Source organism: Streptosporangium sp. NPDC001681 (assembly GCF_040298085.1).
Taxonomy (GTDB): domain Bacteria; phylum Actinomycetota; class Actinomycetes; order Streptosporangiales; family Streptosporangiaceae; genus Streptosporangium.
In genome coordinates, this window is sequence record NZ_JBEOZN010000082.1 from 16016 (window position 1) to 37057 (window position 21042).

The window sequence follows — 21042 nt, forward strand, 5'->3', positions numbered from 1 at the left end:
GACATCGACGAGTCCGTCCAGGCCACCAGGACCCCCGCGGCCCGAGTCATGGTCGCGCTCGCCGGAGTCCATGCCGCCCGCGCGGCCGACATGCTCGCACTACGCCTGGACGACGTCGACCTCGGCAGCCGCCGCATCATCATCGCCGGACGAGCCCGCCTGCTCGACGACCTCACCCACCGGCTGCTCCTCGACTGGCTCTGCCACCGCGCCGCCCGCTGGCCTGACACCGCCAACCCGCACCTGCTCGTCAATCACATAACAGCTACGACCACGGCGCCAGCCAGCGGCCAGAGCGCCTCGCTCATCCTCCACAGGCAGGCCGCCACCCTGGAACGACTGCGCATAGACCGGATCCTCGAAGAAGCCCTCGCCTGCGGCGGCGACCTGCTCCACCTCGCCTCGGTCTTTGGCCTCGACACCAAGACCGCCATCCGTTACGCCGACTCCGCCCGCGAGCTGCTCACCACGACCGCAGAAGAACAAGATCCCGCGCATTCAGGGCTGAAACCATCCATGGTGCGTGAAGACCTCTCAGTTCAGCCTGAAGCACCTTCAGTTCGCATGAACTCTGGGGGGATCCAGGGGGACAGACCAAGTAAGCGTCAAAGACGCAATCCCCATCATCGAGCAGGGTCCAGTTGCCGACCAGCTCGTCTTCATCCAGGACACGCGCCATCGCACCCGGACTTTCTCCCAAGGGTGTCCGGCTCAATCCCCTCGCCGGTCACCGTGGACGATCCCCCGATATAGGAACGCGCGGATCTCTGCTCGATTGTCCACGCCTCCAGGCCATGACCGGGCGGCCACCGCCGACACCAGGTGAGGGGTACTGTCAGGAATCCTCTGGACCTGCCGTTATGTGGTTACGGTGGGATCATGGTTCCTACGATCACGCTCAACGACCAGACCCAGATCCCGCAGCTCGGGTTCGGCACCTATCTCGTTCCGCCCGAGCAGACCGCCGAGATCGTCGATCAGGCGCTGCAGATCGGCTACCGGCACATCGACACCGCGCAGATGTACGGTAATGAGGAGGGTGTCGGAGCGGCCATTGCCGCCTCCGGCATCGCGCGGGAGGAGCTGTACGTCACCAGCAAGCTCAACACCGGCGACCACCGCCCCGATAACGTGCGCCGTTCCTTCGACGAGACGCTGGCCAAGCTCGGCCTGGAGCAGCTGGACCTGTTCCTGATCCACTGGCCGCTGCCCACCCTGTACGACGGCGACTACGTCTCCACTTGGAAGGCTGTATCAGGCCTGGTCGCCGACGGCCGACTGCGCACGGCCGGGGTGTCGAACTTCCAGCCGGATCACCTGGAGCGGATCATCGGCGAGACGGGGGTCGTTCCGGCCGTCAACCAGATCGAGGTGCACCCCTACTTCCGCAACGAGGAAGCCCGCGCCGCCTCCGCCCGGCACGGTATCGCGGTCGAGGCCTGGGGGCCGCTGGGGCAGGGCAACGTGCTCGACGACGAGGTGATCGCCGGCATTGCCGCCCAGCGGGGCAGGACCAGTGCGCAGATCATCCTGCGGTGGCATATTCAGCGAGGTGACATCGTCTTTCCCAAGTCGATGCGCCGACAGCGCATGCAGGAGAACTTCCAGCTCTTCGACTTCGAGCTCTCCGCCGACGAGGTCAAGGCGATCGATGCCCTCGACAGGGGTGCCGAGGGCCGCGTGGGCCCGCACCCGGACACCTTCGCCTACCTGCCCTGAACCGGGTGCGGGCAGTCGGCGACACCCCTTGAGGCTGCTCGCTTCCGTCACCGTCTGACCAAGACGCGCTCGTCATCGTGAAAGGCTGACACCGAATTGGGTCCTACGATCGCCACCAACACGCGGGTGGACCTGGATGGCCTGCTGGAATTCGCGCGTCCCCGTCACCGATAACCGGATTCCATTGGCACGATTCCATCGCGGGCCAAGACGGTCGCCGTCTCCGATGGGGGGCGGCGGGCGGGTTCCGTCGTCGCGTTGTCCACCCCCCGCCGCCTACTTGTTCAGCGTCTACCCAACGAGGGTGTTCAGCAGCGCCAAAGCTCGGTGTCGTCCCACTCCCGCCCGACAGGGACGTCTTACGTCCTGGCAGACGGCCGGGACGGCCCGACCGTCCTAGCCGTGCCGCTGAACCCCAGGTCCGGCCGAGATACGGGTAATACCGGCCATGGGCGGATCTTGAAGGCGGTGACCTGGGCCGAAGGCAGCTCGCGGCCGGACTTCCGAGATTCCGCCTTCCCCGGCCTCGGAGAGGCTCCGGTCCGCTTCCGAGATTACGAACACCATCGGCTCATGGCCGTTTCTGGCCATATCTCGGCAGGACCCGAACCCGACCGGTCACCGCTGCGGCCTGGCGGTAGTCCGCGGCGTTGGCGGCGTGGCCCCGGGCGGTGCCGGCGATGGTGGAGGCCAGGCGGGAGACGTTGGTGGCCAGCTCGGCCAGATGCGCCTCCCACCCGGTCGCCGGATCTATGGAGGTCTCACCGTTGGCCTGGTCGACGTCGACCAGGCGGTGCTCGGCCTCGACCAGTTCGGCGGCCACCACGGCCAGGCGCTCGATGTCACGCGCCAGCTGGCGACGCTGCCAGGCGGCCTGCTGCAGGGTGGCCTCGGCGCGGCGCCGGGCCCGGTGCGCGGCCTGGCGGCACGGGGTGGAGCAGTAGCGGGCCGGGCGGCCGGTCCGGGCCGGGGTGATCGGATTCGCACACACCGGGCAGGCCGGGCCCGGCAGGATCTTGCTCATCGCGCACCACCAGGGTTGCGTCGCGCGAAGGTCTGCGCCGCGGTGGGCGACGAAACCGGGGGTCGCCGTAGTACTCGCGGAAAATCGGGCGGATATGACCTTGGCCTGGAGCTGGAGGCTGCGGCGTTGTGGGTGTTACCGGCGTCGCGTCGCCGGGTCCCGGTTGTCCTGCCAACGGGCCAGGGTCTCAGGGGAGACGCGGGCGTAGCGGGCCAGCGAGGCGACCGAGGTGTGGCCGGAGTAGGCCAAGAGTTTGCTGGTGTTGACGTCTTCCTCCGCGGCGTGGGTGAGAGCGGAGTGGCGAAGCCGGTGGAGTGTCCAGGGCCCGCCGGGGCAGTCGGTGGTCGTCCGCTCGAACAGTTCGGCGGCTCTGCGGCCGGACAGCCGGGCCCGCCCGGAGTCGGGGGCAAGGTCGCCAGGCGGCAACACGACCCGGGTGCGGCGATCGGTGAGGAAGACCGGTCCGGCCCGGCGTCCGGCCAGCAGGCGGGGCAGGAGCCGGGCGGTGGCGGTGCATCAGACGACGCACGAGTGTTCACGATCGCGAGAGTGCACAGGGGGCCCTGTGCACTCTCGCGAAGAATCCGTTGACGCACGCCCAGCCCCGGCGCTCAGGGAACCTGGAGCGCCTTCTCGACGGTGGCGACCCGTTCCCGGAACCCGTCGAGATCACCACCCGCGACCACGTACCCCGCGCCGCTGCGGAGCCCCTCCAGCAGGGCGTCGGCGATAACAGCGGGATCGCTCCCGGAGGCCACGAGATCGCGGATCGCCTCCCGCTCGGAGCGCGCCACAGCGGAGGCGTCGGCCGCGAGCGCACGCTCTCCGAACGCCGTCGAGATCGGGCCCGGCAGCAGCACGAGCGTCCGGATCGAGGACTCCCGCGCGCGCAACGCCGCGTCGACCGCCTCCATGTAGGCGACGACCGCGTGCTTCGAGACGCCGTACATGCTCGCGGCGGACACCAGGCCCCCGAGCGAGCCGGTCGTCACGAGCCATCCCCCGTCCTCGTCGTCGAGCATGCGCGGCAGGAACGTACGCACCCCGTTGACCACCCCGTAGAGGTTGATCCCCAGCGTGCGCTCCCAGTCGGCGGGCGCCGCCGCCCAGATGGGCCCACCGCGGTATCCATCCACACCGGCGTTGTTACACAGCAGATGGACTCTCCCGAACCGCGCGAAGGCCGCGTCCGCGAGCCCTTCGACCGCGGCGACCGAGGCCATGTCGGCGGCGACCGGGAGTGCCTCGACCCCGGAGTCGGCAAGCTGTGCCGCGGTGTCCTCGGCACTGGCGCCGTCCAGGTCAGCTGCCACCACCCGCATTCCCTCCCGGCCCAGACGCAGCGCGATGGCCCGGCCCAGTCCCGACCCCGCCCCGGTGACCACCGCGACCCGACCCTGCAGATCCTGCATCTCCGTCTCCCTCTGTCGTCGACCCACCAGAGAGTAGGCTGGCCGCACCCATTTTTTCAACGTTTACGTAGACAGAATTGCAGAAGGTCGGTTACCTTCCGCTCATGCGATCAGCGACGCTCACCCCCACTGTCAGCCGGCGCACGTTCCTCCTGAGCACCGCCATGCTCGGGGCCGCGACGGCCTGCTCATCGCCCTCGGAACCGGCCGTCTCGAGCGGGAGCCTCACCCAACTCCGGATGGGCGCACCGGTTTCACTGACCTCGGCACACATCTACGTCGCCAAGGGCAAGGGCTATCTGCGCGAGGAGGGACTGGATGTCGAGCTGGTGAACCTGCTGGGGACCGACGCGCAGCCGCTGGCGGCGTCGGGGCAGATCCACGGCTACTTCGGCACCCTCTCCGCGGCGTTCTTCAACGGGCTGTCCCGCGGGCTCGACGTGAAGCTGCTCGGACCCAACGGCGGGATCTCCGCCGACGGCAGGCCCCAGATCCAGGTCGTGGTCCGCAAAGACGGTCCGATCACCGCGGTCGCGGACCTGCGCGGCAAGAAGATCGCACTTCCTGGTGGTAGTGCGACCTCGTCGGCCTGGCAGTTCGATCGCATGCTGAGCACCGCGTCGGTCCGGGTCGAGGACATCGAGGTCGTCGAGATGGCGGCGGCGGACGCCCCGATCGCGCTGACCAACGGTCAGGTCGACGCCGCGCTCGCCTTCTACCCGGTGCTGGCCCAGGTCCTCACCGAGGGCCGGCTGGTGGTCCTGCCCGGAATGGACAAGGGCGGCGAACTCGGAATGGGCAACATGATCGCGGTCGGGCCGGGCCTCACCGTCGACAACCGCGACGCCGGTGTCGGGCTCCTGCGGGCGCTCAACCGTGCCGTGAAGGACCTACAGGGCAACTACTTCGACGATCCGGAGATCGTCCGAATCGTCTCGGAGAACACCTCGATCCCGGCTGACGTCATTCGCAGCTGTCCACCACCCGGGTTCGCACTAGGGCTGCCCTTCAACCCCTCCGTGCCTCAGCAGACCCAGACCTACTTCCGCAGGCTCGGCACGCTCAGCTACCAGACCAACATCCCGACCGAGCAGCTCCTCGACAACCAGATCATCCAGGCTGCGCGCGTCTGACCGCGCCGCCCGACGCGAAAGGGTCGCATGCTCGACCGTACCGAGTTGTTCGTCGACGGACGCCCGACCGCCGCCGCCATCACCGTTCCCGTCGTGGACCCCAGCACCGGAACCGTGGTCGGCCACGGTCCGGTCGCCGGGCCAGCCGACATCGACCACGCCGTCCGTGCCGCACGCACCTCGTTCGAGGACCGTCGCTGGCGCGACCGCACACCGACCGAGCGGGCCGAGGTCCTCCGCACGGCGGCGAGCCTGGTGGCGGACGTCCGGGACGACCTGACCGAGCTCGTGATCACCCAGAACGGCTCCGTGCACCGGTTCGCCCACGGGGTACAGGCGGGCAGTGCGCAGGACCTGCTGCCGTACTACGCCGAGCTGGCGCTGACCCACCTGGCCGAGGAGCACCGCTCCGACCCGGTCGGCACGAGCGTCGTGGTGCAGGAACCCATCGGGGTGGTCGCCACAATCACCCCGTGGAACTCTCCCCAGCGCGCGATGCTGCTCAAGGTCGCGCCCGCGCTGGCGGCCGGCTGCTCGGTGGTCCACAAGCCCGCGCCGGAGACGCCCCTGGACGCGTTCGTCGTCGCGGAGGCGCTCCACAAGGCCGGGCTGCCTGCCGGGGTGTTCAACGTGATACCGGGTGGAGCCGAGGTCGGGGAGCAGCTCGTCGCGCACCCTGACGTCGACAAGGTGTCCTTCACCGGCAGCTCCGACGTCGGCCGCCGGATCCTCGCCACGGCCGCGGGGCGGATCGCGCGCGTCAGCCTCGAGCTGGGCGGCAAGTCACCCGCGGTCGTGCTCGACGACGCCCCCCTGGACGACACCGTGCGCCGGCTCGCGCCGCTGGCGTTCCTCAACACCGGTCAGGCCTGCGTCGCACAGACCCGGATCCTCGTTCCCCGCTCTCGGTACGAGACGTTCGTCGACGCCTTCGCGACCCACGTCCGCTCACTCACCGTCGGCGATCCGCGCGACCCGGCGACCGACCTCGGTCCCCTCGCCACGCCCGCGCAGCGCGAGCGGGTCGAGCACTATGTCGCGATCGGACGTGCGGAGGGTGCCCGTGTCGTCGCCGGTGGAGGACTCCCCCGGCATCAGACGCGGGGCTGGTTCCACGAACCCACCGTCTTCGCCGACGTCCACAACGGGATGAGGATCGCCCGGGAGGAGATCTTCGGCCCGGTCGTCTGCATCCTCCCCTACGACGGCGACGACGCCCGAGCTGTCAGCATCGCCAACGACACCCCGTACGGGCTCTCCGCCACCGTGTGGGGAGCTGACGCAGCACGCGCATACGCCGTCGCGCGGCGGATCCGTGCGGGGCGGGTCGGCGTCAACGGCGCGACGCATGCGACGAGGGCGCCGTTCGGCGGGTTCGGGCAGTCGGGACTGGGTCGCGAGACGGGACCGGAGGCCATGGACCTCTACCTTGAACCGCAGTCCATCGCTGTCGCCGGGGCCCGAGGCGAGCAGTGAGGCCGCGGCGCCTGGCCGACGACGGTCCGGCCGGCCTTCCTCTCCCCTGACACGCTGGATCCGAGGAACGCGGGCGCGGCGTCGTGGTGACCGCGGCTGCGCAGTTCCCGGGCACGGCGACGGGCCTGGTCGACCAGGGCCGCCCGGCGCGGGGCGTTGACCGCGTTGCGCTCGGCGTTGGCGGCCAGCCAGGCCGCGTGCGCCGAGCCGTCGTCGTCGAGCACCAGGTTGGCCAGGTTGCGGGCGGCGCGCCGGGTCCGGCCCAGCACCCCGGCCAGGTCGCCGGCACTGGCCACCTGCTCACACAACAGCTCGGCGGCCTCGGATTCGGCCCTCCACTCGGGTCGGCGCCACCAGGGGCAAAGTAGCTGTGAGTGATCGGCTCCCATCATCCGACGGAGAGTCCGGACCGCATCGTGGCTGTTCATCGGCCCCGTGAGAAAACCGGCATCCCAGACGACTGCGGAGCGCTATGGCTTCGCATTCTGATCAAGGATGCTACCGGGAGGCTGTGACCTGGTCTTTCTCGCTACTTTGCGGCTGGTCGCACGGACCCGAGTGGAGGGCCGACAACGGCGATCCAGTCGAACGTCTGGCCTTCGCCGGCCTGCGTGAGGTCCGCCACACCATCATCCGCGTCACCGCCACCCACCTCCGCGAGGAGGCCACCACATCCTGGCAAGGCCACAACTTCGACTTCACCGGAGTCGTCTTCGACGGCGGCGACTTCGGCGACGCGTGGCTCTCCGGCGGCATGGTCGACTTCCGCAAGGTACGCGATTGGTCGCATCCGCCGGGGTTGCCGAACCCGGTGCCGACCGGTGTACTGCTTCTCGATCGGCTCAGTACCGCAACGCTGGAAGCGAGCACAGCGGGGCGGCCGAGTCCTGATCTCCTAGTGCTCCGTTCCTTTTTGAGCGGCAAGATCAGACGTACTATCAGGGCCCCGTGGGCCCTTGATGGGCGGTGAGGCAGTGCCGAATGTTCGCGCGGGCGCCGAAAGACGCGATCGAGGAACGTAAGATCCGCAAGCTGGCCGGTGCACGACATGCTCCGGCCGATGACAACCCCAGACAACCGTACTCAGGGACTTTGCGCTCCTACCAGTGGTCCTGGACAGGCACGTCAGGCGGCGGCGCGGTCGCCGGTGCGGCGGCGGCGCAGGTCGGCTTGCTCGAGTGCGGGTGGTACGTAGGCGATGTCGAGCGTGCCCGGGTTCACCCCGGGCGGGACCACCTTGTCGATCTGGTCGAGAGTGTCGTCGTCGAGGACAGTGCCGGCGCCGGCGAGCAGGTCGTCGAGCTGCGCCATGGTGCGGGGGCCGATGATCGCCGAGGTGACCGCGGGATGGCTGATGACGAAGGCCAGGGCCAGATGGGTGAGCGACAGACCGGCCTGCTCGGCGATCGGGACGAGTTCTTCGACGGCGTCGTGGTTGCGCTTGTCGGTCATGTGCTTCGGCACCCAGTGCATGCGGGCGCTCGAGACCTGTTCGTTGCCGTCCTTGCGGTAGCGGCCGGTGAGCAGACCCGAGGCCAGCGGGCTCCAGACCAGCGTGCCCAGCCCGTAACGCTCGCAGACCGGGAGGACGTCGCGCTCGATACCGCGGTTCAGGATCGAGTACGGCGGCTGTTCGGTGCGGAAGCGGGCCAGCCCGCGCCGTTCGGAAGCCCACTGGGCCTCGACGATCTCCGCGGCCGGCAGGCTGGAATGGCCGATCGCGCGTACCTTACCCGCCCGCATCAGGTCGGTCAGGGCGGCGAGGGTTTCCTCGATATCGGTGCCGGGCTCGGGATGGTGGACCTGGTAGAGGTCGATGTGGTCGACGCCGAGACGCCGCAGCGAGTTCTCGACCGCGGTGACGATCCAGCGGCGGGAGTTGCCGCGCTGGTTGGGGTCGGTGCCCATGGGGCCGTTGAACTTGGTGGCGAGCACCACGTCGTCGCGTCGGCCGCGCAGCGCCTTGCCCACGATCCGTTCGGTTTCGCCGTCACCGCCGTAGACGTCGGCGGTGTCGATGAAGTTGATGCCGGCGTCGAGGGCCCGGTGGATGATGGTGACGCAGTCGTCGGGGTCGGGGTTGCCGAACGGGCCGAACATCATGGTGCCGAGGCAGTAGGGACTGACCTTGATGCCGGTACGGCCGAGGGGGCGAGTGCGCATGATCTGTTCCTTCGAAAGGCGGAGGGCCGGGTGGTCCGAGGCGGCCTGGGAAGGCCGCCTCGGACCGGATGAGTGCGTTGGCGGTCAGCCGGCGTACGGGGCGGCGACGTCGAGGATCCAGGTGACGCCGAAGCGGTCGGTCAGCATCCCGAAGCCCGGGGCCCACTGCGACGGGCCGTACTTCTCGATGAGGTCGGCGCCGTCGGCGAGCTTGTCCCACAGCGCGCCGACTTCCTCGGCGGTTTCGCCGCGGACGGACACGAAGAACCGCTCGCCGGTCAGCGTCATGCCGTGCTCGCGAGTGGTGGCGGCGGGCGCGGCGGCGGCCGGTGCCTGGCTGGGCACGTCGTAGGCCATGATGCTGAAACCGTTGTCGGCCGCGACCTGGCCGAAGACGATCTTGTCGGCGTCGGGCAGTTCCTTCGGCATGCCGAAGTCGCCGTACGCGATGGTGGTGAGGTGGCCGCCGAACACGGTCTGGTAGAACTCCAGCGCCGCGCGGGCGTCGCCGCGGAAGTTCAGGTGGGTGGTGGTGGAGATGGCCATGCTGGTGACTCCTTATTGATTTTCCGGGCGCGGTACGCCCGGTATGGGCTGGTAAGTCTCGTTTGAGAGAACCAGGGAAGGGGGTGTCGGACGGCCGAATCGGTGAATCCCCACCGCGCTGCTGATCTCAGATGGCCCGGAACATCAAACATGGTGCTGACTCCGTCAGTGTTGAAAGAGGGCCGTCCGGGTCGCGGTGGCTGACCGGCTCGAGACGAAGATTCGCAGGGGTAGGTGACAGGATGTGGCACCTACTTTGGGCAGAATCAGGTTCATGCCGAAAACTTCTGCCCGACTGCTGGCCCTGCTGTCGCTGCTGCAGACCCGCCGGGACTGGTCCGGCACGGTGCTGGCCGATCGCCTGGACGTCAGTCTGCGCACTGTGCGCCGCGACGTCGACCGGCTCCGCGAGCTCGGCTACCCCATCGCCGCCGTCAAAGGCCCTGACGGCGGCTACCGGCTCAGCGCCGGCACCGAACTGCCCCCGCTGCTGTTCGACGACGAACAGGCCGTCGCCCTCACCATCGCCCTGCAGATCGCCGCCACCACCCCCGGCAACGGCCTCGCCGAACCCGCCGAACGGGCACTGAACACCATCCGGCAGGTCATGCCCTCCCGACTCCGGCACCGCATCGACGCGCTGCGCGTCACCGCCGTTGAACGACCCATCACCCAGCCGGCCACCCCGGTCGACGGCGACGTGCTCCTGACTGTCAGCGCCGCCGTCCACGCCCGCGAGATCCTGCGCTTCGACTACGGTGCCGAGGCCACGGACAAACCCCCGCGCCGCGTCGAACCCCACCACGTCATCGCCTGGGACGGACGCTGGTACCTCATCGCCTGGGACCTCGACCGCGACGACTGGCGCACCTTCCGCGCCGACCGGATTACCCCGCGCACCCCCAATGGGCCCCGGTTCACTCCACGCGTACTGCCCGGAGGAGACGCCGCCACCTTCGTCACCAGCACGTTCCGCGGCTCCGGCGACGCCTCGGGCAACTGGCCCTGCCAAGGCACAGTGATCCTCGACCTGCCCGCCGCCACCGTGGCCCTCTACACCCGCGACGGACTCGTCGAGGAGACCAGCCCCTACCGCTGCCGGCTCACCCTCGGATCCTGGTCCTGGCCCAGCCTCGCCGCCGCCATCGCCCGCTACGACGCCGACATCGAAGTCATCGGCCCCGACGAACTCACTGACGCCTTCGAACACCTCGCCCGCCGATTCACCAGAACCACAGCCGGCCACGGCATCACATCACCGACATCCTGAGCCGGCCCTCCGCTCCCGAACGTGTCCCCAGCCGTGCTCGCCAAGGGAGGAATCAACACCGACGCGCTGCGGGATCTGCTGGCCGGTGGCACGGCCCCACTGGGTATCGCCTCCTGGACCTGGAGTTGCTGTGGCGCTCCTACCTGCGAAGGTTCGACATCGAGCACACTTTCCGCTTTTGCAAGCAGACCCTGAACTGGACCGTGCCCCGGCCCCGCACCCCTGAGCAGGCCGACCGGTGGACCTGACTCATCGCTAGACTCCGTGCCGCGTACCCGCGGATCGACGTGCTCGCCAACAACGCCGGCGGGGTGTTCGGCACCCGGACGAAGACCGTGGACGGCTTCGAGAAGACGTTCCAGGTCAACCATCTCGCGCCGTTCCTGCTCACGCGGCTGCTCCTGGACACGCTCATCGCCTCGCGGGCGTCGGTGCTCCAGACCTCCAGCACGGTGCGGTTCGCCAAGGAGATCCACCTGGACGACCTCGACCATGACCGCAACTACGACCCGGTCCACGCGTACGGCGCGTCGAAGCTGGAGAACATCCTGTTCACGACGGAACTCCACCGGCGCCACCACACCGATGGCCTCTCGACGGCCTGCTTCTACCCGGGCAACGTCGTGACGAACTTCTCCTCCGACACCACTAGCCCGATCATGCGTACCGTCCGTTTCCTCGGCACCAAACCGGTGATCCGGAACATTCTGCTGTCCACGCCCGAGCAGGGTGCGGACCAGATCGTGTGGCTCGCCGAAGGCACACCGGGGAGGGACTGGCGGTCAGGGGCCTACTACTACAAGCGCAAGGACGTGGAGCCGAAGAACCCGCAGGTTGTCGACGTCGATCTCGCCCGCAGGCTGTGGGAACGCTCCGAGGAGCTCCTCGCGGGGCGACTGCCCGCATCGGCGTGACGGGTACGGCGAGGGCGCCCTTCGCGGCCGTACGCGACGGCCCTGCGCGAGTGTGAATCAGAGCTTCTCCATCACGTAGTCCACGCAGTGCGTCAGCGCCTCGACGGCCGCCGTCTTCGGTGATGCCGGTGGCGATCACGATGGCCTGGGAGACGCCCGCACCCGCCGCAGACAATCTGCCACTGCTGCACTTCTTCGATCATTCCTGCATATCTCTAAACCTGGAACAGCGGCACAGTGGAAACCTGATGGTGACTGAACACCCCGACAGCAAGGGTCCTACCTTCCCTTGAACAGAACAGGGAAGGCACCGCTCACACGGGACGGCGGGCGGGGCTGGGCTATGGACGGCCCTGCGGCAGGTGAGCGTCAGTCCTGCTCTGGGTCATGGGGTTGAGGAACATCGGAACGAAAAATCCTGTCAAGAGGCCCCTCCGGGTCCGCCCAGCGGAAGCCCCCGCCCGAAGGGCAACAGGGTGGGCAGATGGGAGAACCACGGCAACCAGCGCGACGAAGGGTCGCGTGGGCGGTCCTCTTGTCAGGGGCTCCAAGGGCGCGTAGCGGGGACAAGATCACGACTAGGGCGCGTTGCGAACTTCTTGCGGAGTTTCGCCATCTCACCAGGCGTGTTGAGGAATCTGCTGATCGCGGGCTGTCTGCTGACTGTCGCGGTCGTACCCCGGGGCTCGGCCGCCTTTTGGAACGCCTGGCCCGTTCCCGAAAAGCCCTGTAAGCAGTCGTCCGGCTGGGTTCCGGGAAGGTTCGCCGACCCGGTGAGTATGCCGGAGATCAGGCACGTGGATGTCGTCAGGGTTGCCTTCGGGTGGTACGCGGGGCGTCAGGTTGCGGTCAGCGTTGGCAAGGAGGGCACCTTGCGCATGTGGTCGTTGCCCGCGCTCACGCCGATCGGGAACCCAGTGAAAGCCGATCCATCCACGTACGTGTTTCATGCGGAGGGGCTGACGGTGGAGAAGGAGGAATTGCCGTCTGTGATCAACCTGGCGGGGCGGGCGACGAAGGTGTTCATCGAGACGGGGGGTGATGAATACATAGCGCCTCCTCTTTCCGCCACCTATGCCGATCTCGCGTCGGGGAAAGACGTGGACTACCTGGAGGGCAGCTTCTACCACGTACGCGCCGCCGTTGTGGGCGGCCGGACCGTACTGGTGACCGCGAACGGCAGCCCGCAGGAGGCCGAGGGGCCACCTGCGGGCAGCCTCTCGCTCTGGGATCCGGTCACCCATCGGCAACTCGGGATGATGCGGGCCGAAGGGGTGCCGGACTATGACTACGGCGATGTGGGGCTGGCCATGGGCAAGCTCGACGGGAAGCCGGTGGCGCTGGTCGGCGGAGGTGACAACGCGCTGCGGCTCTGGGATCTCAGCAGCCGGAAGTTGCTGGCTGCGGTCGAGCCCGAGGGACATCGCGCCCAGATCCGGCGTCTTGCGCTGACCACGTGGAACGGTCGCCCAACGGTGGCCACGCGGAGCGCCGACGGCGTGGTCATGCTCTGGGACCTGGCTACCCGGCGGCGGATCGAGACCGGCAACCCGCCCGCCGACATCGCTCCCGGCGGTCTCGCCTATGACGGTACGGCCAGGCCGTACGAGGAAGGTGACGATGTCCAGTTGCGCTCGGTCGCGACCGGGGCGACAGTCGGTGCGGTGATTCCGGTCAACAGACGGTTCTCGTTGCTGCGCATGCGGTTCACCGAGATCGACGGTCGCCGCGTCGCTCTTCACATAAGCCGAAATATCCGGATCTGGGATTTGGCCAGCGGGCGGCGGCTGGGCACCATCCCAAAGGTGAACTCGATCGAGGGCGACGTCGCCATCGCCGAGTTCCGCTGCACCACCGCCATCCTCGCCGTCAGCAACAAGACCCTCAACGTCTGGGACCTGCGCACCGGCCACCGCCTCACCCGCCGCCTACCCCACCCCAGCCGCATCCTCGACGTCGAGTACGCCACCCTCGGCGACCTCCCCATCGCGGTCACCGCCACCGACGACGGCAACGTACGCGTGTGGAACCTGCTCAACGGCAGCCAGATCGGCACCCCCCAACCCCTGGGCGGACGCTTGGCAGAACTCACGATCGCCTACGCGAACGGCCACACCTTGGCGATCCGCGCCGGCCGGGAACGCCTCTGGCTGTGGGACCTCTCCAAGACTCCCTAACACCGCGTCGAGTTGCCCGTCCTTCCCGCCCGCCCACCCTGTTGCCCTTCGGGCGGACCCGGGCCCTCCGGTTCCGAAGATCCAGCTTCCACGTCCAGCCCCAGGACCTCCGACGTCCGCGCCGCGGATTCATACAGCAACCGCCACAGGGTCCGCTCGCGCAGCGCGATCCCCAAAGCTCGGCGTGAAGCCGCGCAGCGATGACCTGTGCGGACAGGGCTTGGCGCACGATCCGGTTCCGATGTTCCTCGAACCCCGTTTCCCAGGTGCGTGAGCGCCCTATTCGCGGGACAGTGGCCGATTTCGGATTCCGGAAACGACGCCGACGAGGGGAATTCCCGGTGACGGCGTGACGCAACCTGTTACGAAACGGCCAATCCTGGAGCAGCTCCACCAGGGGGCAGGTGGAGCCCGCGTCGGCCGGTGCCGTAGCCGCGGTTGCGTAGTTCGGCGACGCCTATGGCGACAGCAGTGGCGCTGTCCAAGATCTTCTTGACGGCGTCGATGCCGTTCATAGAGCGGAGTGGACGGCCGTAAGGAGGTCGTCCGTCGTCACGATGGCGTGAGCGTAGGTGGGCCCGTTCAACTCGTGAGCCGCGTGCAGCATCTCCGCTGAGAAGGCCGCGGTCGCGTCCCGGACCAAGGTCACGTGGTATCCGAGCTCCATGGCGTACCTGCCGGTCGATTCGAGGCAGGTGTTGGCGATCAGGCCGATGAGGATGACGTGAGTGATGCCGTGCTGGCGGAGCAGCAGGTCGAGGTCGGTGTTGGCGAAGCCGCTCTGCGCCCAGTGCTCTTTGACGACGATGTCGTTGTCCTGCGGAACGAAATCGGGGTGGAACTCGCCGCCCCAGGTGCCCTTTGCGAATGTATGGCGTTCCTGGATCCCGCGCTGGGTGTGGTTCGGGTGCTCCCAGTCGTCGTAGTCGCCGGGCTCCCACCGCCTATGCGGGACGATGAACACCCGGATCCCCGCGCCCCGGGCCGCCGTGACCACCGCGCGGAGATGATCGAGGAGCCCCACGCTCTCGGCGACCTCCTTCAGCCGGGGCCAGGTCTTGCCGCCCTCGGACAAGAAGTCGTTGTAGGGATCTACCAGGAGGACACCGGTCCGGCTGATCTCATAGGACATGCCAGTCATCACTGCGCGGCCTCCCTGTTGTGCTGCTCACGCCCGTGGTCATACCCAGGTCACGGCCTGAGCTCGCTGGCCGATCTGATCGCCATGGTGGGTGAGCTGCGCCGCCGCGAGGTCGGCTTCACCTCGCTGCACGAGCACCTCGGGGTCGAGGAACAGCGGAACGGCCGATAAGCCGCTGCGTCGCAGGGCGGGGAAGGCTATGCAGGGCGTCGGAGCGGTGTTTTCCAGGACCCTGGGCGCGTCAGCCCTCATGCAGTACCGCGAGGAACTCCCCCAGCACCGCCGAACACGGCTCATCTGGCGCGCAGTCAAGGCGGCCGTTCCGGCGCTCCCGGTCGGCGTCCTGCTCGACTGGCGCGCGGGCCTGCTCGCCAAGCTTGGAATCCGCCACCTGGCGCGGTGCGCGACTCGGGCACGTTATATGGAAGCCCACCTCGGCCTCGATCCCCACCAGTTGCGCCACTCGGCGGCCGCCCACCTCGGAGAGGCCAAGGTTCCGCTCAGCTCATCATGGCCAAGACCCGCCACAAGAACCCTCGCACCGCCATGCGCTACACCCGGCCCGGCAGCGAGGCCATCGCCGAGGTCACCGGCATCCTCGCCCCGCCCGCACGCACCCACTGACATCCCACGCTGACCGGGGCGAGCCACCAGCGCCTCAGGCTCGTCTATCCGTGATCATCTCTAGCGCCAAGTTCTGCACCCATCCTCCGAGCAGTCTCGAAGGCCGAGGGAAGGGTCTGGACGAACTGCGGGGATGGCCGTGTGGCTGTCGGGATGCCCAGTCATTCGACCGGGATAGGGCAAGCAGTCATCTTGGCAGGTCTCTGCGTCAGCGCGTCCGGTCGGGCGAATGGATCGGTGCGTCTCGGAGTTCCTTGCGCGAGCTGATGCCGAGTTTGCCGAAGACCTTGCCCAGGTGCCATTCGACGGTGCGGGCGCTGATGTACAGCTCGGCGCCGATCTCGGTGTTGGTGTGGCCGTCTTTCGCCATGCGGGCGATGTGCTCCTCCTGCGGAGTGAGCTCGTCGACGGTGTCGGCGGTGCGCTTGCGCACCTTCTCGCCGGTCGCCAGCAGTTCGTGTCTGGCACGTTCGGCGAAGCCGTCGGCGCCCATCCCGGCGAACTCCTCGAACGCCTGCTTCAGCTGGCGGCGTGCGTCCGACCTGCGGCGTTCGCGGCGCAGCCACTCGCCGTACACCAGCCGGGTGCGGGCCAGTTCGAACCTCAGCCGGGTCCGGCCGAGGTGGTCGACGGCCTCGGAGTAGTACCTGTCGGCCTCGTCTCCGGAGCTGACGAGGGCTCGTGAGCGGGCTTGCAGGCCGGCCGCCCACTCCTGGTCCGAGCCCGCGGTGTAGGCCCCGAGACGCGCGAGGGCCGTCTCGGCGGTCGCGGTGGCGCCGCTGCGCACTGCGGCCTCGACCAGGTCGGGCAGCGCTTGCCCGGTGAACGGGCCGAGGTCGCCGGTCGCGGCCCGGCCGGCCGCGGTCGCCGCCTCGGCGTAGTGCCCGAGGCCCAGGTGGAGCAGCGCGGTGGCCCGGTCGGTGAAGTACAGGCCGAGCCCTTCCCCGCGCGCGGTGGCCTCTTCGGCCGCTTCCGTGAGCAGCGGCAACGCTTCCGTCGCGTGCCCCTGGTAGGCGAGCAGGAACAGGTCTCCGTAGGAGGCCCTGCGCGTGCCGGTGGCCTCCTTGACCGTCGACTCCTCCAGGCCCAGTTCCCGGGCGTGCGCCACGTCTCCGCGCCACAGTGCGATGACCCGGCGGACGTTCAGCGCGTTGACGAGTGGTGCGAGTGCGCCGTGGGCGCGGGCCAGTTCGGCGTGCCGGGCGTTCGCCGCCTCCCACTGGTCGAAGTCCCACAGCGACAGCGCGGCGTTGGCGACCAGCACGCCGCAGTGCAGCCACAGATCGGGCGGCACTGTGTCATCGAGGAACCCCGTGACTGCCTCGCGCAGCATCGGATGCGCGGTCGCGGTCCCTGCGGTGATGAGGGCCGCCAGACCGTTGAGCAGGTGATCGGCGGCGGTCGCCTCACCAGGCGCTGGGGGTGCTGTGCAGGCGGCCGCGGAGACGGTGGCCAGGTCGCCGTCTGGAGACGCCAGCCGACCGGCGACGAGGGCCGCCCCCCAGGCGTCGAGCAAGGTGTGCCGTGCGAGCCGGCTGTCCAGGGGCTCAAGCCGCCGGGCGGCGCGGAGCAGCGCCGCCGGCGCTTCCCGTCCGGAACGGGCGGCGCGGTCGGTGAGCCCGCGAATCAAGTCGATTCGGGCGCCTTGCAGGTCGTCGACCGGGAGGGCTTCGGCTCTGGCGAGCAGGCCGAGCGCTGATGCGAAGTCGCCGGCGTCGAGGTGTGCCTGGGCCGCCGACAGCGTGCGCTCGACTCCGAGCCGGGGGTCCGTAGTCAGCTCGGCGGAACGCCGCAGGAGCGCCGCCGCGGCCGCGATCCCGCCGCGGGACTCCGCGCCGTGCGCGACGTCGGCGAGTTCGGCGGCGAGCCTGTCGTCGGGCCCGGCCGCGGCCGCGGCAAGATGCCACACCCGCCGTTGCCGATCGTCCCCGGCCTCCAGAGCATCGGCGAGCGCACGGTGCACGGCACGCCGATCCTCTATGCCGCCTGCCGCGTAGGCGGCCGAACGCACCAGCGGGTGCCGGAACCGGACACTCCGGCCGATCTCGACAAGCTGCGCCTCCTCCGCCGGGGCCGCCGTCGGCGGTCCGAGACCGAGTCCTTGCGCGGCACGCCAGAGCAGGGCGGCGTCGCCGGTGGGGTCGGCCGCGGCCAGCAGGAGCAGCCGCCGGGTGGGTTCGGGCAGGGCGCGGATGCGTTGCTCGTACCGATCCTGCAGCGCGTCAGTGCCAACCGCGGGGAGGGCGAACCCGCCGAGGAGCTCAGCCCGGCCGCTGCGGGACAGCTCCAACAGGGCCAGGGGGTTGCCGCGTGTCTCGGCCACGATGCGGCCGAGCACCTGGGCGTCGAGGTGGCCGGGAGTCGCCGCGGTCAGGAGCGCCCTGGCGTCCGCTTCGTCGAGACCGCCCACGGCCAAGGCCGGGAGACCGGCCAGGATGTCCGGATTCGGCTCCCGGACGGCGAAGACCAGCAGCACCGATTCGCCGAGCAGCCGCCGGGCGACGAACCCGAGCACCTGCCTGGAGGCCACGTCGAGCCACTGGGCGTCGTCGATGAGGCAGACCAGCGGTTGCTCCGAAGCTACTTCGGCGAGCAGGCCCAGCACCGCCAGTCCGAGGACGAGTCTGTCGGGCGCCGCCCCGGCGGCGTGCCCGAACGTCACGTCCAGCGCGTGCTGCTGGGGCACCGGGAGCGCGCCCGCCGACGCGAGCATGGGGGCGCAGAGCTGATGGAGAGCGGCGAAAGGCAGATCGAGCTCGGACTCGACGCCGGTGATCCGGGCGACCCGGCATCGGACGGCCTGGCCTTCGATGTAGTGCAGCAGGGTGGTCTTGCCCACGCCGGCCTCGCCGCGCAGGACCAGCACGGCGCTCTCGCCACCCCAGACGTGCCGCAGCGCCTGGTCCAGCCGGTCACGCTCAGGTTGGCGTCCTTGGAGGATCGGCGCTGCTGCCACGTCCCGATTCTAACGATCAGTCACCTGGGGGGCCCGGATCCGGGATGCCCCACTCGACGATCGCGTCGTACTGGGCGCGGGCGACCTCGGGGCCAGTGGGCTCGTCGGGGTTCTCAGTCCGGCTGAAGACGCGCTGGGCGCACTACATGCCGAGTGCCCGGCTGGTCTCGGTGATTCGGTGGCGCCGAAGCGGCGGTAGGCGTAGGTCACCCCGTTGGCGGCGGTGACGTAGAGGATGGGTGCGGTGAGCTGCGTGAGCTCCTGGCTGCGGAGATGCGTCCGTCCCTACTTGGGAAGTTCGTCGCCGTGGTGCTCGGCGACCATGTAGGCCGCGTACCAGTGCGGCCAGTTCTCGTCGTGGGCGCCGCCGTTGCGCGCCTCGTGCTCGCCGTGCGCGACCGCCGCCCTCTTGAGCGCGCCGACCAGGTCGTTCAACGACGCGTAATCGGTGGCGGTGGTGTCGACGCGCCCGGGGAGCCGGGTCGTGACCTCCTGGATCAGGTACTCGTTGCCGTCCGGGTCGCGGAAGGTCGCGAAGGATCCGTAACTGGCACGATCGGTCGCCGGCCCGCCGGCCTGGCCACCCGGGACCTGGCCGAACTGGGCTCCCGGGGCTTGCGGGTGGAAGACGTCGCTGACGTCCGCGCCGAGGGCCACAAGCTGGTCGCGGGCCACGGCGATGTCCGAGACGACCAGGTAGACGCCTTCGGCGGTGCCGGGGCGCTGGTTGGTGATTCGGGTTCCGAACTGGATGGACGCGGGCGAACCCGGGGGCGTCACCTGCACGACGCGAAAGCCGTTGTCGAAGGCGAAGTCGGCGTCGAGGCGCCAGCCGAGATCCTGGTAGAAGCGCTTCGAGCGGTCAACGTCGGACACGGGGATCACGATGGCTTCGAGCTTCAGGTCTGCCTTCTTCGAGGCGGCGGTCGTCTCGGGGCCGGTTGCGGGCGTGGTGCTGGACATGGCTGTCACCTTTCGGTTTCGATGGCGTGGTCGGTGCCGGGCTGGTGGCGTTCCCACCAGTCGATGACCAGGGAGGCATAGGCCTTCGGGGCCTCTTCCCAGATGAAGTGCCCCGCGTCGACGATGTCGAGGCTGCTGTTGGGCAGCCGGGTGGCGAGGAACTCGCCGTGCGCGGGCGGGACGACCTGATCCCGCGCGGGGGCGATGATCCGGACCGGTGTCCGGATGGTCGGGAGCAACTGCTCCAGGACCTTGAGCTCGGTCGGGTAGGTACGGACGTACCGCATCGACTCGGCGAACCGGCGACCGGCGTACGACGCGAGGTAGTCCTCTCGCACGTGGTCGGCGAGCGGTACGGCGGGGAAGATGTTGTCCAGGGTCGCCTTCATGACGGTGTGGGCGTTCTGCTGGTACCAGGTGATGTCGGGGTCCGACACCCAGCCCGCGAGCGGCTCGCCGAGTTCCAGGTCGGCGGACGCCCCGCCACTGCCGATGACGACGCTGTGGAAACGGTCCGGCCGTTGCGCCGCCGCGAACAGGGAGGCGCTGGTGCCGATGTCCGGGCCGACGACGTGCACCTTGTCCAGCCCGAGCGCGTCCAGAATCCGGTGCACGAACGCGCCCGCGGCCTGCGGCGTCAGCACGTCAGGACGGCCCTGCGACCGTCCGAAACCGGGCAGGTCGACGGCCACGAGGTGAACATCGGCCGCCAATTCCGCCCAGGTGGGCTCGAAAGCGTACACGCTCTCGGGCCAGGGGCTGAGCAGAAGCGCGTGCGTGTCGCGTCGCTCGCTCTCGGCGTAGCGGACGGTGAGCCCGTCCACGGTGATGGTCTTGGGGTTGATGGGCGAGTTGTTCATGCTCGCTCCTTCGGGAGCTCGGGGAGGTGCCGGGTCGGCTGGCGCCTTGCGGACCTCGTCCTGCTGTTGCGGTAGTGCCGTCAGCCTCGCCCGGCGGCGGTGTCGTCGCACCAGGGAGACCCCCTGGCCCAGCCCCCAGGAGCACCAGACACGTGGAGGTCACAGGTGCGAGGACACGGGATGTGCGACATGGTCGGAAGACCAGGCCCAGCTGCCGACTCAGGGATTCAGCCTGTCGCGCGATGCCGAGTTCCCCGGCTACTACCGCCTGATCGCGGGTACGCCGTGGGCCGGCCGCTATCTGGGACAGGAGGGCGGTGCCCGCGACGCGCGGATGGTGCTGTGGCCGGCGGAGGCGGTCGATCAGCTCTGGCGCCCGGTCTATCAGGGCGACGGCACCTGGACCTTGGAGAACATGGCCACGGAACAGGCGACGACGGCTACCTGTGGTGCGCGAGTCCGACGGCGCGGGCGGGGCGTTCCTGAGCAACCACACGTCGCCGACCGAGCGCCTGTACCTCACCCCTCTCGACCCGGGGCATGACCGGCTGACCCTGAACCGGTTCGCACCCGGCGTCCCCGTGCCCAGCTGGGTTCTGTCGGACGCCACCCGGTGACCGGCGAGGCGCGGGCGGACTGCCGCCCGCGCCTCGCCGGACCTTCT

Annotated in this window: 20 protein-coding genes; 8 read left to right on the forward strand and 12 right to left on the reverse strand. The window is 69.2% G+C overall.

Annotation, left to right across the window (positions count from 1 at the left end; translation table 11 throughout):
• Nucleotides 1-99: 99 nt before the first annotated feature.
• Nucleotides 100-498, reverse strand: coding sequence for a hypothetical protein (locus ABT130_RS30870; RefSeq protein WP_350961239.1), 399 nt, complete (start codon nucleotides 496-498; stop codon nucleotides 100-102).
• Nucleotides 499-879: 381 nt separating this feature from the next.
• Here ABT130_RS30870 and ABT130_RS30875 point away from each other — a divergent pair, with 381 nt between their 5' ends.
• A complete protein-coding gene (locus tag ABT130_RS30875; protein WP_350961242.1) occupies nucleotides 880-1719 on the forward strand; it encodes an aldo/keto reductase in 840 nt (279 codons plus the stop codon).
• 571 nt (nucleotides 1720-2290) lie between these two features.
• Here the strand turns inward: ABT130_RS30875 and ABT130_RS30880 are convergent.
• From ABT130_RS30880 to ABT130_RS30890, 3 genes are all read right to left on the reverse strand, one after another.
• Nucleotides 2291-2743, reverse strand: coding sequence for a hypothetical protein (locus ABT130_RS30880; protein WP_350961244.1), 453 nt, complete (start codon nucleotides 2741-2743; stop codon nucleotides 2291-2293).
• 135 nt (nucleotides 2744-2878) lie between these two features.
• Complete coding sequence (locus ABT130_RS30885) at nucleotides 2879-3172, reverse strand: tyrosine-type recombinase/integrase (RefSeq protein ID WP_350961247.1); 294 nt, start codon at nucleotides 3170-3172, stop codon at nucleotides 2879-2881.
• 182 nt (nucleotides 3173-3354) lie between these two features.
• A complete protein-coding gene (locus ABT130_RS30890; RefSeq protein WP_350961250.1) occupies nucleotides 3355-4155 on the reverse strand; it encodes an SDR family NAD(P)-dependent oxidoreductase in 801 nt (266 codons plus the stop codon).
• 104 nt (nucleotides 4156-4259) lie between these two features.
• Between ABT130_RS30890 and ABT130_RS30895 the strand changes: the two genes are divergently transcribed.
• Both ABT130_RS30895 and ABT130_RS30900 read left to right on the forward strand, forming a co-directional pair.
• Entirely contained in the window at nucleotides 4260-5288 is a 1029-nt protein-coding gene (locus ABT130_RS30895; RefSeq protein ID WP_350961253.1) for an ABC transporter substrate-binding protein, read from the forward strand.
• 27 nt (nucleotides 5289-5315) lie between these two features.
• Nucleotides 5316-6764 (forward strand): aldehyde dehydrogenase, encoded by a 1449-nt coding sequence (locus ABT130_RS30900; protein WP_350961256.1) that lies wholly within the window; start codon nucleotides 5316-5318, stop codon nucleotides 6762-6764.
• On the opposite strand, the gene ABT130_RS30905 is transcribed toward ABT130_RS30900, so the two are convergent.
• The gene (locus ABT130_RS30905; RefSeq protein WP_350961258.1) at nucleotides 6713-7060 is read right to left on the reverse strand and encodes a hypothetical protein; all 348 of its coding nucleotides are present in this window, start codon (nucleotides 7058-7060) and stop codon (nucleotides 6713-6715) included. The two genes, ABT130_RS30900 and ABT130_RS30905, sit on opposite strands and share 52 nt — an antisense overlap.
• Nucleotides 7061-7275: 215 nt before the next feature.
• Between ABT130_RS30905 and ABT130_RS30910 the strand changes: the two genes are divergently transcribed.
• The gene (locus ABT130_RS30910; RefSeq protein WP_350961261.1) at nucleotides 7276-7734 is read left to right on the forward strand and encodes a hypothetical protein; all 459 of its coding nucleotides are present in this window, start codon (nucleotides 7276-7278) and stop codon (nucleotides 7732-7734) included.
• A gap of 155 nt (nucleotides 7735-7889) precedes the next feature.
• Here ABT130_RS30910 and ABT130_RS30915 read toward each other — a convergent pair whose 3' ends face one another.
• Together ABT130_RS30915 and ABT130_RS30920 are read right to left on the reverse strand one after the other, a co-directional pair.
• The gene (locus ABT130_RS30915) at nucleotides 7890-8927 is read right to left on the reverse strand and encodes an aldo/keto reductase (RefSeq protein ID WP_350961264.1); all 1038 of its coding nucleotides are present in this window, start codon (nucleotides 8925-8927) and stop codon (nucleotides 7890-7892) included.
• 84 nt (nucleotides 8928-9011) lie between these two features.
• On the reverse strand, nucleotides 9012-9473 hold the full coding sequence (locus ABT130_RS30920) for a VOC family protein (RefSeq protein WP_350961267.1): 462 nt from the start codon (nucleotides 9471-9473) through the stop codon (nucleotides 9012-9014).
• A gap of 274 nt (nucleotides 9474-9747) precedes the next feature.
• Between ABT130_RS30920 and ABT130_RS30925 the strand changes: the two genes are divergently transcribed.
• From ABT130_RS30925 to ABT130_RS30935, 3 genes are all read left to right on the forward strand, one after another.
• The gene (locus ABT130_RS30925; protein ID WP_350961270.1) at nucleotides 9748-10743 is read left to right on the forward strand and encodes a helix-turn-helix transcriptional regulator; all 996 of its coding nucleotides are present in this window, start codon (nucleotides 9748-9750) and stop codon (nucleotides 10741-10743) included.
• A gap of 251 nt (nucleotides 10744-10994) precedes the next feature.
• Nucleotides 10995-11657, forward strand: a complete 663-nt coding sequence (locus ABT130_RS30930) for an SDR family NAD(P)-dependent oxidoreductase (RefSeq protein ID WP_350961301.1) — start codon at nucleotides 10995-10997, stop codon at nucleotides 11655-11657.
• Between the two features lie 779 nt (nucleotides 11658-12436).
• Nucleotides 12437-13834, forward strand: coding sequence for a WD40 repeat domain-containing protein (locus ABT130_RS30935; RefSeq protein ID WP_350961272.1), 1398 nt, complete (start codon nucleotides 12437-12439; stop codon nucleotides 13832-13834).
• A 511-nt stretch (nucleotides 13835-14345) separates the two neighbouring features.
• On the opposite strand, the gene ABT130_RS30940 is transcribed toward ABT130_RS30935, so the two are convergent.
• The 5 genes from ABT130_RS30940 to ABT130_RS30960 form a co-directional block, all read right to left on the reverse strand.
• Nucleotides 14346-14975 (reverse strand): cysteine hydrolase family protein, encoded by a 630-nt coding sequence (locus ABT130_RS30940; protein ID WP_350961274.1) that lies wholly within the window; start codon nucleotides 14973-14975, stop codon nucleotides 14346-14348.
• Between the two features lie 241 nt (nucleotides 14976-15216).
• Nucleotides 15217-15438, reverse strand: coding sequence for a hypothetical protein (locus ABT130_RS30945; RefSeq protein WP_350961277.1), 222 nt, complete (start codon nucleotides 15436-15438; stop codon nucleotides 15217-15219).
• A 369-nt stretch (nucleotides 15439-15807) separates the two neighbouring features.
• Entirely contained in the window at nucleotides 15808-18555 is a 2748-nt protein-coding gene (locus ABT130_RS30950; RefSeq protein ID WP_350961280.1) for a helix-turn-helix transcriptional regulator, read from the reverse strand.
• A 285-nt stretch (nucleotides 18556-18840) separates the two neighbouring features.
• Entirely contained in the window at nucleotides 18841-19518 is a 678-nt protein-coding gene (locus ABT130_RS30955; protein ID WP_350961283.1) for a VOC family protein, read from the reverse strand.
• A 5-nt stretch (nucleotides 19519-19523) separates the two neighbouring features.
• Nucleotides 19524-20378: an alpha/beta fold hydrolase gene (locus ABT130_RS30960; protein WP_350961285.1), complete on the reverse strand. Its 855-nt coding sequence runs from the start codon at nucleotides 20376-20378 to the stop codon at nucleotides 19524-19526.
• Between the two features lie 449 nt (nucleotides 20379-20827).
• Here ABT130_RS30960 and ABT130_RS30965 point away from each other — a divergent pair, with 449 nt between their 5' ends.
• Entirely contained in the window at nucleotides 20828-20995 is a 168-nt protein-coding gene (locus ABT130_RS30965; RefSeq protein ID WP_350961287.1) for a hypothetical protein, read from the forward strand.
• Nucleotides 20996-21042 lie beyond the last annotated feature (47 nt).